Annotated in this window: 15 protein-coding genes; 6 read left to right on the top strand and 9 right to left on the bottom strand. The window is 41.2% G+C overall.

The genetic code is table 11. The annotated features are described in order from the left end of the window. Positions 1-188: 188 nt before the first annotated feature. From mnmE to J0A69_RS15420, 8 genes are all read right to left on the bottom strand, one after another. Positions 189-1,571 carry a tRNA uridine-5-carboxymethylaminomethyl(34) synthesis GTPase MnmE gene (gene mnmE, locus J0A69_RS15455; protein WP_206587501.1) on the bottom strand — a complete coding sequence of 461 codons (1,383 nt, stop codon included), beginning with the start codon at positions 1,569-1,571 and terminating at the stop codon, positions 189-191. After that, complete coding sequence (locus J0A69_RS15450; protein WP_206587500.1) at positions 1,568-2,020, bottom strand: thioredoxin family protein; 453 nt, start codon at positions 2,018-2,020, stop codon at positions 1,568-1,570. The genes mnmE and J0A69_RS15450 overlap by 4 nt, the downstream gene beginning before the upstream one ends. After that, positions 2,017-2,931, bottom strand: coding sequence for a metal ABC transporter permease (locus J0A69_RS15445; RefSeq protein ID WP_236032902.1), 915 nt, complete (start codon positions 2,929-2,931; stop codon positions 2,017-2,019). Before J0A69_RS15445 ends, J0A69_RS15450 begins: the two co-directional genes overlap by 4 nt. Continuing rightward, on the bottom strand, positions 2,918-4,210 hold the full coding sequence (locus J0A69_RS15440) for a metal ABC transporter permease (RefSeq protein WP_206587499.1): 1,293 nt from the start codon (positions 4,208-4,210) through the stop codon (positions 2,918-2,920). The genes J0A69_RS15445 and J0A69_RS15440 overlap by 14 nt, the downstream gene beginning before the upstream one ends. A gap of 1 nt (position 4,211) precedes the next feature. Continuing rightward, the gene (locus J0A69_RS15435) at positions 4,212-5,000 is read right to left on the bottom strand and encodes a metal ABC transporter ATP-binding protein (protein ID WP_206587498.1); all 789 of its coding nucleotides are present in this window, start codon (positions 4,998-5,000) and stop codon (positions 4,212-4,214) included. Next, entirely contained in the window at positions 4,997-5,911 is a 915-nt protein-coding gene (locus J0A69_RS15430) for a metal ABC transporter solute-binding protein, Zn/Mn family (RefSeq protein ID WP_206587497.1), read from the bottom strand. Before J0A69_RS15430 ends, J0A69_RS15435 begins: the two co-directional genes overlap by 4 nt. Continuing rightward, positions 5,908-6,570: a metal-dependent transcriptional regulator gene (locus J0A69_RS15425; protein WP_206587496.1), complete on the bottom strand. Its 663-nt coding sequence runs from the start codon at positions 6,568-6,570 to the stop codon at positions 5,908-5,910. Before J0A69_RS15425 ends, J0A69_RS15430 begins: the two co-directional genes overlap by 4 nt. 321 nt (positions 6,571-6,891) lie before the next feature. Beyond that, positions 6,892-8,025 carry a glycosyltransferase family protein gene (locus J0A69_RS15420; protein ID WP_206587495.1) on the bottom strand — a complete coding sequence of 378 codons (1,134 nt, stop codon included), beginning with the start codon at positions 8,023-8,025 and terminating at the stop codon, positions 6,892-6,894. Positions 8,026-8,045: 20 nt separating this feature from the next. Between J0A69_RS15420 and J0A69_RS15415 the strand changes: the two genes are divergently transcribed. Both J0A69_RS15415 and J0A69_RS15410 read left to right on the top strand, forming a co-directional pair. After that, the gene (locus J0A69_RS15415; RefSeq protein ID WP_206587494.1) at positions 8,046-8,861 is read left to right on the top strand and encodes a 2,3,4,5-tetrahydropyridine-2,6-dicarboxylate N-succinyltransferase; all 816 of its coding nucleotides are present in this window, start codon (positions 8,046-8,048) and stop codon (positions 8,859-8,861) included. A 10-nt stretch (positions 8,862-8,871) separates the two neighbouring features. Beyond that, positions 8,872-9,474: a tetratricopeptide repeat protein gene (locus tag J0A69_RS15410; protein WP_206587493.1), complete on the top strand. Its 603-nt coding sequence runs from the start codon at positions 8,872-8,874 to the stop codon at positions 9,472-9,474. A 63-nt stretch (positions 9,475-9,537) separates the two neighbouring features. Here J0A69_RS15410 and J0A69_RS15405 read toward each other — a convergent pair whose 3' ends face one another. After that, positions 9,538-10,248 (bottom strand): outer membrane protein assembly factor BamD, encoded by a 711-nt coding sequence (locus J0A69_RS15405; protein ID WP_317194873.1) that lies wholly within the window; start codon positions 10,246-10,248, stop codon positions 9,538-9,540. A 222-nt stretch (positions 10,249-10,470) separates the two neighbouring features. Between J0A69_RS15405 and J0A69_RS15400 the strand changes: the two genes are divergently transcribed. From J0A69_RS15400 to J0A69_RS15385, 4 genes are all read left to right on the top strand, one after another. After that, positions 10,471-10,878 carry a DUF4332 domain-containing protein gene (locus J0A69_RS15400; RefSeq protein WP_206587492.1) on the top strand — a complete coding sequence of 136 codons (408 nt, stop codon included), beginning with the start codon at positions 10,471-10,473 and terminating at the stop codon, positions 10,876-10,878. Between the two features lie 91 nt (positions 10,879-10,969). Then, the gene (locus J0A69_RS15395; RefSeq protein ID WP_206587491.1) at positions 10,970-12,508 is read left to right on the top strand and encodes a helicase HerA-like domain-containing protein; all 1,539 of its coding nucleotides are present in this window, start codon (positions 10,970-10,972) and stop codon (positions 12,506-12,508) included. A 21-nt stretch (positions 12,509-12,529) separates the two neighbouring features. Beyond that, complete coding sequence (locus J0A69_RS15390; RefSeq protein WP_236032900.1) at positions 12,530-13,756, top strand: BaiN/RdsA family NAD(P)/FAD-dependent oxidoreductase; 1,227 nt, start codon at positions 12,530-12,532, stop codon at positions 13,754-13,756. Beyond that, positions 13,753-14,097: a hypothetical protein gene (locus J0A69_RS15385; protein ID WP_206587490.1), complete on the top strand. Its 345-nt coding sequence runs from the start codon at positions 13,753-13,755 to the stop codon at positions 14,095-14,097. Before J0A69_RS15390 ends, J0A69_RS15385 begins: the two co-directional genes overlap by 4 nt. Positions 14,098-14,121 lie beyond the last annotated feature (24 nt).

Below are 14,121 nucleotides of genomic sequence, written 5' to 3'. Positions count from 1 at the left end.
GTGTATCTCTATGTAACATGATTTCGCCTGTTGCTAAAAATCTTGTTGCTACCAACAAACCTGTTGCTACCAACAACAGATTAGAAACAAATATAAGCAAAAAAAGGGAAAATTAGCAACAAGTAAAGGAAAGAAAAACCGCCTAAATGATAGTAAAAGAAGGGTTTAGAGTAGTAAAGGAAATGTAATTACTTTCCGATACAGAATTTGGAAAAGATATTTGCTAAAAGGTCATCCGTAGTAATCTCTCCAGTGATTTCTCCTAAGTAATGTAAAGAACGACGGATATCCATCGCCACAAAATCATTGGTGATCTGCTTATCAATTCCTCTTAGAATATCCAAAAGCGAATCTCTGGTTTTGATCAGGGAATCGTAATGACGCACATTGGTCACAACCGTATTTCCGGTTTTAAACTTATCCAGATTCACCAGTTCCAGGATCTTGACTTTCAGCCCTTCCAGATTCTCCTTATTTCCTGCAGAAATAAAAATACTATCCGGATGCTTCTCTTTTAATTCATTTACAAGAAGAGGTTTAGCCTTATCTATTTTATTGGCAACTTTAAGAAAAGGGACACCCAGATTTTCCAGTTTATTTACATCCTGGTTGATTTCTATCAGGTCTGTATCTCCCAAGTCAAAAAGATAAAGGATCAGAGAAGCAGTCTTCATTTTTTCCTGAGTTCGGCTGACCCCAATCGCCTCAATGGTATCGGTCGTTTCCCGCAAACCTGCTGTATCGATAAAGCGGAAAATCACTCCGCCTATATTGATTTCATCTTCTATAAAATCCCGCGTAGTTCCGGCAATGTCTGAAACAATAGCTTTTTCCTCGTTGAGCAAGGCATTCAATAGGGTAGACTTACCTGCATTGGGTTTTCCAGCGATCACCGTGGGCACTCCATTTTTGATCACATTTCCCAAATCAAAACTCAGGATCAATTCCTCCACTACGCGAAGTAGCCGCTCTACTAAGGTTTTTAACTCTTCCCTGCTGGCGAACTCTACATCTTCCTCACCAAAATCAAGTTCCAATTCAATCATGGAAGCAAAATGGATCAGTTTCTCCCGCAACTGCTGGATTTCACCGCTGAAACCTCCACGCATCTGGCTTAATGCTGCCTGATGGCTGGCTTCAGAGTCTGCATGGATCAAATCTGCCACCGCTTCCGCTTGCGCCAAATCGAATTGTCCATTGAGGAAAGCACGCTGGGTGAATTCTCCTGCTTTTGCCGGTCTTACGCCTTTCTTTAGGAAAAGCTTGATGACCTGATTGATGATATAGGAGGAACCGTGAGTTGAGATTTCAACCACATTTTCCTTGGTAAAGCTTTTAGGAGCGATAAATAGGGAAACCAATACCTCATCAATGACTTTTTCGCCATCACGGATGGTTCCAAAATGAATGGTATGGGAATCCTGTTTTTCCAGATCCTTGCCATAAAACACCTCATTGGTGAGTTTGATGGCATCTTTTCCGGATAATCTAATAACTGCAATGGCTCCAACTCCTTGGGGTGTTGCCAAAGCAATAATGGTATCATTCCTTTCGGAAAGGGAAAAACTCATTGTCCTCTAAATCCTTTTTTTACGATGTAGCCCAAACCTTCTAAAAATTGTTCTGGTTCACGGTAGCCTGGTAATTGGGTGATATTTTTCAAGGTAGGATCGATGATCACGAAGTTAGGGTAGGATTGAACGCGCATCACGGCAGCCATTTCAGCTTCGGAATATTTCTTTCCCATAAATTCAAAGGTGCGTTGCGTATCCTCTGCGTTTAGCTTGACAGCATAAAACTGATCATTGATATATTCTACCACCTTAGGATCTTGGAAAGTCAAGGCATCCATTTTCTTGCACCAACCGCACCAGTCTGTATAAACATCTACTATAAGCATTTTTGGGTTGGCCTGATTGGCAGCAACTGCCTCCTCAAATTTCATCCATTCAATTTTATCCTGCGCTTGAACCGCTAGGGCAAAAATGAAAGTAAATGCTAGTAAGAATATCTTTTTCATAAAGTTTTGTCTTCTAAGGCTAAACGACTCTTTTTCCAAGGAAGTTCAAATGTAAAATTAGACTTTTTACCTTTAATTATCACTGTGCCCAAAAACAAGACGCCAGAAACAGCTACCATCATCCCTGCAATGGAGCTATCCACCAAGTAAGCACAGTAATACCCTGTTATTGCAATAAAAATGCCCAAAGCAGAAGTGAGCTGAATCAGAGGCATTAATTTCTTGGTCCAAAGGAAGGCTGTGGCAGGAGGGACAACCAATAGGGCAACGACCAAAATTGCTCCCACCGCTTCAAAACTACTCACCGTGGTATAGGATACCATGCTCATCAAAGCCAAGTTGATTCCTTTGGTTGGCAGGCCGATTACAGTGCTGAAGTTTTCATCGAAGCTGGTCAGGGATAACTCTTTGAAGAGTAGGGTAATAAATGCTACTACCAAAGTGACATTGAGTACAGCTAAATAGGTGATTCTTGGGCCGAAATTAAAACCTGAATCAGAGATCCAAAGGTCAATGGGTAGGTAGGCGATTTCACCATAGAGTACACATTCCTGATCCAAATCTACTTTGTAGGCCAAGAGGTTTATCAGGATAATGCCTATGGCAAAGAGGAGGGTAAAGGTAATTCCAATGGAAGCATCAAGTTGAACTCTTGCTTTTTGTCTAAGCCAATCGATAACCAGCGTAGCGATAATGCCCAAGATTCCGGCTCCTATAATTACTTCCAGGCCTCTTTGGCTTCCGGAAACGAAAAAGCCAATAACGATTCCTGGCAATACCGCATGGGATATGGCATCTCCTGTCATTGACATTTTACGAAGCATCATAAACACTCCCAGCAAACCGCAGGAAATGGCGATCAGGGAAGCTGTTAAAATGATTAGAAATGCGTTTTGATCAAAGGTCATCATAGTCTCTTGGAATGTTTTCTTGATGGGGGTCCAGCTTAGGAAAGTTCAGTCGCTTTTCTAGTAGTGCTTCCATCTCAGGAGTGAGGATATGTTCGAGTTTTTCGGCAGTATCATGCACGTGATCCGGAGCTATATTCATGTACTCATTGAGGTACAATTCCCATAATCTATGCAATCGTACAATCCGTTTTGATTCGGATTTCCCTTCATTAGTAAGGATTATAATATTCTGATTTTTAGTTACTAATCGATTTTTTATTAAATCATCGATTGACTTGTTGTTTTTCTGCTTTTGGTAGGGGAAGGCCTCATAGATTTCTTCTATGGTGAGGTATTTCTTGCCTTCTTCTATTGCATGATGCAGGGCTTTCAATAAGTGATCCTGATGAGTTTTTCGAAGGTATTTGTTCCTTGAAATTGTCCTAGAAAGTACCCCTTTGTTAGGAGCAAATAGAAAGGAGAACAAAGCCAAAAAGGATAAGCAAACCACAACCCAAGGACCTGTTGGCATTTGAGGAAGTATAAAGGAAATGTAAGTGCCGGCTATGCCTGAAATCACGGAAAATATTCCTGAAATGATAAGTAGCTTATGCAATCGATCTGTCCAGAATCTGGCGGCTGCTCCGGGAGTGATTAATAAGGCAGCCATCAGCACAACTCCTATGGCTTGGATTCCTATCACCACAGCCAGGATCATCAGCACATTAAATATCAATCGGATCAATCCCATGGGATATCCAACTGCTATCCCAAAGTCAGGATTAAAGACAAGTAGACTGAATTCCTTTTGGAATACCGTCAGGGTGATGATAATCAGAATGGCCAATCCACCATAGATATAGAGGTCTTCTTCCAGAATGGCGATAGCATTTCCGAAAATAAATTGATTCAATCCTGCCATCTCTGGGTTGCCCGATTTTTGAATCACCGTCAAGAGCACTACTCCAAATCCAAAAAAGATGGAGAGAATAGACGCAATAATCGCATCCTCAGAAAGCTTCGTGTTGTTTCTGATCCAAGAAGTAAGGAATGTGGCCAAAGCTCCTGAAAAGAAGGCTCCGCTTACGATGTAGATCGGATTCTTTTCTCCGGCCAACATAAAGCCTAAGCAGATTCCTGGAAGTACGGCATGGGAAATGGCATCTCCCAACAAGGCTTTTTTGTCCAGAAAGCTGTAGGTGCCTACATATGCCGAACCCAAACCCAAAAGGGTGATTCCTATCACCACAAAGGCGATGGAGCTATCCTGAAAAGTGAAGAAGTATAGAAAATCTTCCATATCAGTTTTTCAATGGGTTGAAGTCTTTTTGTTTGATGATGTCTGTGACCTTGGTCAAAAGATTGAGTTTTCCTCCATATGTTTTTCGGAGTAACTCTTCCGACATCACTTTTTCATTGGGTCCAGAAGCTACCAAATGCAGGTTTAGCATAATCATCCAATCGAAGTAGTTCATGGCTGAATGGATATCATGGTGTACCACGATCACGGTTTTGCCTTGGGCAGTCATTTCCTGTAATAAATGGAAAATGGCTGTTTCGGTAGACATATCCACGCCTGCGAATGGCTCATCCATCAGGTAAAGATCTGCTTCCTGTGCCAAGGCTCTAGCGATAAAAACGCGTTGCTGCTGTCCTCCGGAAAGCTCAGAAATCTGCCTGTTCACAAAGGACATCATGCCCACCTGATCCAAGCAACTCAAAGCAATGTCTTTCTCCTTTTTACCCGGTCTTTTGAAAAGGCCCAATTTCCCATAAGTTCCCATCATGACCACATCCAGCACAGATGCGGGGAAATTCCAGTCTACGGATTCCCGCTGGGGAACATAGCTGATTCTGGACCGAACCTGCTCCAGGGTTTTGTCAAATATCTTTACATAGCCGCTGCTAGGCTTGACCAATCCCATAATGGCTTTGATAAGTGTGGACTTCCCGGCTCCATTGGGGCCAAGGATTCCGATCAGTTTCCCCGATGGTAAGCTCAGGTCCACGTTCCAAAGCACGGGACTTTGATCATAGCTGACGATCAGGTCATGTATTTCAAGAATAGGATTATCTACTTGTGTGATCATGGTTTTAGGCTTTTGAAAATGGTGTTGAGATTGGTTTCAACCATTCCTATGTACGTTCCGGCGGGAGTATCTGGAGCATCAAGGCTATCAGTGAATAGGGGGCCCGCCAATGTTATGTTATGTCCTTGGTTTTCGCAGCCCGCCACTACAGCTTCTATGGCTTTGGGTGAAATGGTCTGTTCTGCAAAGACCGCATGGATATTTCTATCTACTATAAATGTGATCAATCCCGTCAAATCACGCAGTCCGGGTTCGCTTAAGGTGGATAAGCCCTGAAGTCCCTTTACTTCGAAATTGTAAGACTCCCCAAAATAGGCAAAGGCATCATGAGCGGTGATCAGAGCTTGGTTGGCTTGACGAAGCTCATCCACTCGAGTTTGAATTTCCTGATCTAATTGCTCCAATTGATTTAAATAGGAGCTGGTGTTTTCTGCTAAGGCATCTTTCCATGTAGGCTGCCAAAGAGCTAATTCCTTAGAGACATGTGTCAGGGCTAATTTCCAAAGCTTGACATCAAACCAAATATGCGGATCCACGCTATGCGCTTCCGGTCCGGATCGAAGTAATAAGTCTTGAGGAATTTCCTCTGCTGCATTAATCAGGTTTTGACTATAGGCTAATTTCTCGAAGATCTCAGTCATTTTTCCTTCCAAAAAGAGTCCATGGTAAATGACCATATCAGCTTCTTGTAATAAGTCCAGATCTCTGACTGAGGCTTTGTAAAGATGGGGATCCACTCCAGCCGGCATCAAAGCTTTGACATCCGCTTTGTCACCTACCAGATTTCTAACACCATCCGCAAGTATGCTGGTGGTGGCAACGATCAGAGGTTTGGAGCGTTGCGTTTTGTTCTCCCTTTTACAGGAGAAAAAAGCCAGGCAAAGCAGAAGAAGGAGAGAGGAAATTTTCATGATTGCTGGACAAGAATATTTGCTGCCACATCTTTTGACATGAAGAGAGTTTTCTTTTGGTCGACCAGAATTTCTAATGAACCGTCAAACTCCACCTTATCCAAAACTTTAATCCTTGCGCCGATGTAGGCACCCACTTTATCCAGGTATCTGAGGAAGGCAGCGGAGCTATCTTTTACTGCTACGATTTGTCCGGTTTGCTCCAGTTCCATTTCGTTTAAAGCTACTCTTGGTCTAGCCTTCACATCCCCAAATTCGTCCGGAATCGGATCACCATGTGGGTCGAATTTTGGATAGTTTAAATAGGCATCCAAACGCTGGATGAGTAGGGGGGATTGGATGTGTTCCAATTCCTCCGCAACCTCATGAACTTCGTCCCAGGCGAACTGTAATTTTTCCACTAAAAAGACTTCCCAAAGTCGGTGTTTACGAATGGTGCCGAGGGCTCTTTTTTTACCCTCCTCCGTGATGTTTACTCCGTAATATTTTCGGTATTCGATGACCTCTTTATCTCCGAGTTTCCTCAGCATATCACTGACGGATGCCGGTTTGGTTTTGATCTCTGCGGCGATATCATTGGTGGAGACACTTTTCTTTCCCCCATCGGAGAGATGGTATATGGCTTTTAAATAATTCTCTTCTGCTGTAGTCAATTCCATTCTTACATGAATTTATTGGACAAATATAAATATTTATTTAGAGATACCTAAATAAAATATTGATAGAGACTAAATCGACTGTGGATAAGCTAAATTTTAATGTTATTTCGATTTTAGGATAGGCTAAAAATATATTTAGACTGTAAAAATAAAAATCCTATATTATTGAAATACAGTATTTTATAGACTGATTCTTGACTGATAAATTTCAAAGAACGAAAAAATGGGTCTTTGAAAAGGAGTTTCCGTTTCAGGTATTTGGGTGTAAAAAAGAGGAGGTGGGTGGATAACTATTGTGGATATCCACAAGGCTGTGAATACTTAATCCAGCTGAGAAAGGAAGGAAAGGAGTTCGGATTTTTGGGAATCCCATAGAACTTCTGCTCCTGGCAGACTGGTAAAAAATGGAGCTTGGATCGCTGATTGGAATTCCTCTGCTGCCTCATCAGGCTTTTGGAAGTCGAGTGAAATTCCTCCTCGGTAGCTTGCTAAGAATTCCTCCCAAAGGGGATTTTTACTGATCAAAACCGGTACTCCCAGAGCCATAGCATCGAAGAGTTTTGTGGGCATTTTATCCTTGATTGCCTCATGATTTTGATAGGTTAAAAGACAGAAATCCGCCCGCTTAAATTCCTCCAAAATCAGAGCTTGAGCGATTGGGTTTTCGGAAACATTTATTGAAATCTGAGGCTTGTTTTTGATCAGATTTTGGATGGCTTCCCGGTACTTTTTGAGAGGTGTATGGCCGATAATTTTGAGGCTTGACTCAGGGAAAAACTTTAGGATTTCCAAAAAGAATTGTATGCCTTCCAAGGTTCCAAATGCTGGACTTAAGGTGCCAGAAATCAAAAAGCGAAATCCTGATTTTCCCTGATAATTCAATACAGATTTTGGTAGGATTTCCAGAGCACTTTTGTTTTCCAAGAGTAGGAAAGGTTGCTTTTCAGGCATCTCTTTTTGGTAACATTTTTCTGCCAAAAAGTAAAAATCGATTCCCTTTATTCCCTCACATAGCTGGATAAATTCCTTGGCTCTCTTCTTTTTTGAGCTAGTCAAATTGGGATTTAGATCCAGGTTTTTGATATAGTTTTCCTGTACATCATAGATCAATTTATAGCCAAAAATAGGTTTGAAAATACTGGCTATAGGAAGGTATTCATAGGTACAGCAGATCAGGATTTTTGGTTTACTGATCCAAATTGCCCGCATGAAACGAAACTGGGAAAAGAATCTTTGCCAGGTGGATTGGGTATTTCGAAGCGAGGAAAACCAGCGTACATCTTCTGTACTTTGATTTTTTTGGATGAATTTACTTGAAAATCCTATGATGTTTAGGGCGTATTTATTTGTTTCACGCAGTGAAAGTCCAAGCTTCTCCCAGGCTCTGGTATCTCGGAGCGGTTTTAGGCTCGAGGCGATTAAAACGGGGATTTTAGCAGTTGGACTTTGACCCATAAACGAAACTAATTAAAATAATGGAACTGAAAACCATCATCGAAAAAGCTTGGGAAAACCGAGAATTATTAAAGGAGAAAGAAACACAGTTAGCTATAAAAGCAGTCATTGACGATTTGGATTCAGGTCATACTCGAGTTGCTGAGCCTTTAGCTGATGGTAACTGGCAGGTAAATGATTGGGTGAAGAAGGCAGTTATCCTTTATTTCCCGATTCAGAAGATGCAGACTATAGAAGTGGGACCTTTTGAGTTTCATGATAAGATGGCCCTTAAAACCAATTATGCAAAGCAGGGAGTCCGTGTAGTTCCCCATGCTGTGGCAAGATATGGTGCTTTTTTGGCGAGTGGAGTGGTGATGATGCCAAGTTATGTTAATATCGGCGCTTATGTGGACGGTGGCACGATGGTTGATACCTGGGCTACAGTCGGTTCTTGTGCGCAAATCGGCAAAAATGTTCATTTAAGTGGTGGAGTAGGTATCGGAGGCGTGTTGGAGCCAGTTCAAGCAGCTCCTGTAATCATCGAAGATGGTGCTTTCATTGGTTCGAGAGCGATTATCGTAGAAGGTGTCAGGATCTGTAAAGAAGCAGTAATTGGTGCGGGAGTTACCTTGACAGCAAGTTCAAAAATCATTGATGTAACAGGTTCTGAGCCTGTGGAATACAAAGGAATTGTTCCGGAAAGATCTGTGGTGATCCCAGGATCCCTTCCAAAGGAATTTGCAGCGGGAACTTTCCATGTACCATGTGCATTAATTATTGGTAAGAGAAAAGCGTCTACTGATCTTAAAACATCGTTAAATGATGCGCTAAGAGATAATAGTGTAGCAGTCTAAACCAACTAAAATGAAAAAGTTAAACCAAGCCTTGCTTCTGATAGCCCTATCAGGAATGATCTGGGCTTGTTCGAAACCGGAGCAAAATCCAGGTGATAAGTATTTCAGCGCAGGCGAATATGCCAAAGCAGTTTCGGAATATTCTGAAACCTTAAAATTCAACCCCAATGATGTGCGTATGCTCTACAATAGAGGAAGAGCCTATGAAGAGCAGGGGGAGTTTGAAAATGCGAAAAATGACTTCGAGAAAGCTTTGGAATTAGATCCCAATAATTTTCAAGTCTTGTTGAGCCTTGCAAATTTGCACCATAAGGAAAAGAACTATACCAATGCATTGCTTTATGCCAGCAGGGCAGAAGAGATCCCAGGCGCGCCAGCAATGGCTTCCTTTATCAAGGCAAGAGCCTTGCATCAAATGGGTAAATCAGAGGAAGCTTTGACTTCTTATGCTAATGCGATCAAAAGGGATAAGGAATTTGGACAGGCTTATTATAACAGAGGCTTGTTGAAAGTAGCCCTAGGAAATATTGGAAGTTCCTGTGAGGATTTCCAATTGGCAAATGGTCTGGAATATCCAGGTGCCAGCGAAGCCTTGGAGAAATATTGTAAATGATATAAAAAAGAAAACCGGCTAAATGAATTGGCCGGTTTTTTTATGTCTTGATATCTCGATTTTTTAATGTGTATGTTCTTCTTCTGCTTTGTGATCACAAAGAACTTCAGAAGCCAATCTTCCTGAACCGCCACAGGTTCTGCAGGCACTTACTTCTTTTAATGAGGCATTGCAAACAGGACAGGTCAATCTTCCTTTACCGCTACATCGCTCGCATTCGAAGTATTCCACAATATTGAAAATGTTCTTTTTGGTGATCATACCTGTGCCACCACATCTGCTGCATCCTACCACTCCTTTGGCTTTACAATAGCTGCATTCCTGCTCGATCTGCTTGTTGCCATCACAGGTGAAGCATACTTTATATCTATAGCCCTTTCTATCACAAAGCTGGCAGGATTGTATGTCATGAAGCGGTCCTTCCAGCTTTTTCTGGAGTTCCTGAGCACCTTTGTAATGGTCTCCTGTAAACCCGGATAGCTCTAGGTATTTATTGAGGAAGTTGGCTGAGTTATCGTATTGACCTAATTGAAAAAGCGTTTCTGCAAAATAATAAGGCATTTCCTCAGGCAGGGGAAGTCCAGAATCAATCAGATTTCTGAAAATCCCATTGGCTGCTTGGTAATCATTTCGCTCCATGGCTGCTACTGCACTTTTCATCCAGCTATCGGTCTGTCCAAGGTTGGGGCCGATTTGCCCGAAGGAATTAAAGCTACCTGCGAGTAAAAACAGCGTAATGAGGAAGGGAAAGAGAGAGGTTATTTTAGATTTCACGGGTATTCAAATCATTTATTGACGCAATAAAGTTAGATGTTTCCTGAAGTAAAAGTTAAACTTTATAAAGCGTAGAATTTTCAAGAATTATTGAAAATGGATTTTGGAAGATAAAAATTGTCTTTATTTTAGGATTTCGAATGCTTCATGGCATCTAACTGATTTCAAAAGTCATTCTTTAAGTTTATTTTAATCACTATAACAATTTAAATCCGAATAATTATGGCAAAACCAATCACAATGATTGAAAGTATCGGTCCGGTAATGAAAGAAAAATTAGGTGCAGCGGGCGTAACTTCAGTGGAAGGATTATTAGAAAAAGGTGCCTCTAAGTCTGGCAGAAAAGCAATTGCTGATGCCTCAGGCATTGCTGAAGGTAAAATTTTGGATTGGGTGAATATGGCCGATCTTTTCAGAATTGACGGAGTAGGAAGTCAATTTGCAGAATTATTAAAAGCAGCTGGCGTAGATACAGTTAAAGAATTGAGAACCAGAAATGCCGCAAATCTTCACGCTGCATTGGTGAAAACTCAGGAAGAAAAAGGATTGACCAGAGCAGTTCCTGCACTTTCTCAGGTAGAAAAATACATTGAGCATGCCAAGACTTTGGATCCGGTAGTGACTCATTAAGAATTTTTGTAAATACCTTTTTTCATGAAAAACCTTTTTGCCGATGGCATCAAGGTTTTTTTTGTAGTTTAGAATTCAAATCTTTTTTGCGATGAGTAATACAGAATTATTTAAAAACCACTTGGCTGAAGGTCAAGTTTATAAGCGGGATTTTATCGTTTTGGGTACTGGTGTATTAGATGGCATACCCGTAGAAAATGCACAGATCAAGGTCCCTTTAAAAACCTTAAACCGCCATGGTTTGATTGCCGGGGCTACAGGAACTGGGAAAACAAAGACTTTACAGGTAATTGCCGAGCAACTTTCACTCAAAGGCATTCCTTCTGTGTTGATGGACTTAAAGGGAGATCTTTCCGGATTGGCCAAGCCAGGTGAACTGAATGATTTCATCCAAAAGCGATCTGATGTCATAGGAGTGGAGTACAATCCAATGGGGTTACCCGTGGAATTGATGTCTATTTCCAAGGAAAAGGGAGTGAAGCTGAAAGCTACGGTTTCTGAATTTGGTCCTGTTCTTATTTCACAGATTCTGGATTTGAATGATACCCAGCAAGGAGTCATTGCTTTGGTATTTAGATATTGCGATACACAACATTTACCACTTTTGGATTTGAAAGACCTCAAAAGAGTGCTTCAATTCATCTCCAATGAAGGCAAAGAGATCATCACCAAGGAGTTTGGCCAGGTTTCCTCTGCTTCTGTGAATACCATTATGCGTAAAATCATTGAGTTGGAGCAACAGGGGGCCGAACGCTTTTTTGGAGAGAAATCATTTGAAGTTGCCGATTTCGTCAGACAAAAAGATGGGAAAGGTGTGATCTCAGTGATTCGTTTGACTGATATTCAATCTACTCCAAAGCTATTCTCAACCTTTATGCTCAGCCTCTTGTCTGAGATCTATGAGACCTTTCCAGAGCAGGGAGATGCAGATCAGCCAAAACTCTGCTTGTTTATAGACGAAGCCCATTTGGTGTTTTCCACGGCATCCAAGGATCTGCTGGAAAAGATTGAAGCCATTGTCAAATTGATCCGTTCAAAAGGTGTAGGAGTCTATTTCTGTACCCAGACGCCTACTGATGTTCCAGAGAGTATCTTGGGGCAACTGGGTTTGAAGGTTCAGCATGCATTAAGGGCCTTTACCGCAAAAGATAGAAAAGCGATTCAAAAAACTGCCGAAAACTATCCTGATTCACCTTTTTATGATACCTCTGAAGTCCTCACTAAAATGGGGATTGGAGAGGCTTTGATTACTGCTTTGAATGAAAAAGGGATTCCAACACCTTTGGCACATACTTTAGTCCGAGCTCCTATCAGTAGAATGAATATTCTTACAGATTCAGAGATAGATAGTCTGGTCGGTAATTCTGATTTGGTATTCAAATACAATCAGGAGCTGGATAGGGAAAGTGCTTTTGAGATGCTGGAGCAAAAGATGGACGAAGTGGAAAAAGCCCAAGAAAAGGCTGAGCTACCAAGACCTTCTATTCCAAAACCTAGAGGAAGGGTAAAAGAAGAAGAATCACTCATAGAAGAACTGAGCAAGAACACCATGGTTCGCCAATTGGGTAGAACTCTTTTCCGCGAGTTAGCCAGGGGAATTCTAGGTTCATTTTCTGGTAAAAGAAGGTAAGTATAAAGTATTGATAATTAATTGAATAAGAGTTTGGAAATTGCAGTAATAGGAGGAGGGGCTGCGGGCTATTTTGCTGCCATTCATGCCAGTTCTAAGGCTCATTCAGTCACTATTTTCGAAAAATCACCCAAGCTGCTTTCCAAAGTAAAAGTATCCGGTGGAGGAAGATGCAATGTTACCCATCAACCTTTGGAGATTTCCAAATTGGTCAAGAATTATCCTAGAGGAGAAAAATTTCTTAAGCGGGTTTTCCGGCATTTTAAAAGCGAGGATACCATGCAGTGGTTTGAATCCCGGTCAGTTCCTTTAAAGATCGAATCAGATGGAAGAGTTTTTCCTGTTTCTGATGATTCACAGAGCATCATTGATGCCTTGCAAATTGAAGCCCGGAAATTGGGAATAAAGGTTCTTACCTCCACTGGAATAAAAAGCATTCAGCCTAAAGAAAATGCTTTTGTGTTGAAATCCGAGAAGGGAGAATTTATCGTAGATAAGGTCATAGTTGCAGGAGGAGGTCATCCCAAATTGGATGGCTATGCTTTCTTGTCTCAACTTAAGCATCAAATCGACCAACCTATTCCATCCTTGTTTACCTTTAATACACCTCAGGAACCAATAAGAAAGTTGATGGGCTTGGCTGTGCCTGATGCCCATGTTAAAATAGAAGGTACAAAGCTTAATTATCAAGGTTCTTTGTTGATTACGCATTGGGGAATATCAGGACCTGCGGTTTTAAAATTATCGGCTTTTGGAGCTGAATGGATGCATGAACATGCCTATGAGGCCAGAGCAATAATCAATTGGAATTCAGACTTTAATGAGCCAAAATACTTGGAGCATTTGCAAACTTATGCCAAAAGTCACCCGCATAGAAAGGTGGTGAATTATCCGCTTTTTGACATTCCAAGTAGACTTTGGGAGCATTTTTGCGAAAAATCAGAGATAGATTCCACCCAAATATTTAATACTTTGTCTAAAAAGCAGTTTAATAAGATGGTACAAAATCTTTTTTGCTATATTTTGACCGTCAAAGGTAAAACCACCTTTAAAGAAGAGTTTGTAACTGCTGGAGGAATTTCTCTCAAAGAAGTTAATCCGGAAACAATGGAAAGTATCTATCACCCAAATCTTTACTTTGCCGGGGAAGTATTAAACCTAGATGGTATCACTGGAGGATTCAATTTTCAAGCTGCTTGGTCCACAGGATATCTAGCCGGAATTTCATCAGTAAATAATTCAATATGATTCGACTTTACCCTGAGCTTAATCAAAAGATTCTAGAAATTGCTGAAGGTGATGAAGAGTTCAAACTAGAGCTTACCAATGCAATTTACCAAGGTCTGATTGAACTGAAAGAAGTTTATTCAGAAGGTGTAGAACAGCAGGACATCGTTAAAATCCAGCAAATCAGACATAAGGTGAAGCCTACCTTGGCAATGTTTGAGTTTGAAAACCTGATTGTGGAAATGCAAAAAGGAAAGGAAATCCTGGAATCCGATGGATTCACCAAGGAGTTTTCCGAGCATTTAGTGGTTTTTAACCAGATGCTGACTGCAGCTATTGCAGATGTCAAAAGCCTGCTATAACAAAAAAGGAGCAACACCCGCCGC

The organism is Algoriphagus pacificus (genome assembly GCF_017254845.1).
GTDB classification, from domain to species: Bacteria; Bacteroidota; Bacteroidia; order Cytophagales; family Cyclobacteriaceae; genus Algoriphagus; species Algoriphagus pacificus.
The sequence above is the reverse complement of the archived record's forward strand: the minus strand, read 5'-3'. Positions and strand labels throughout refer to the sequence as shown.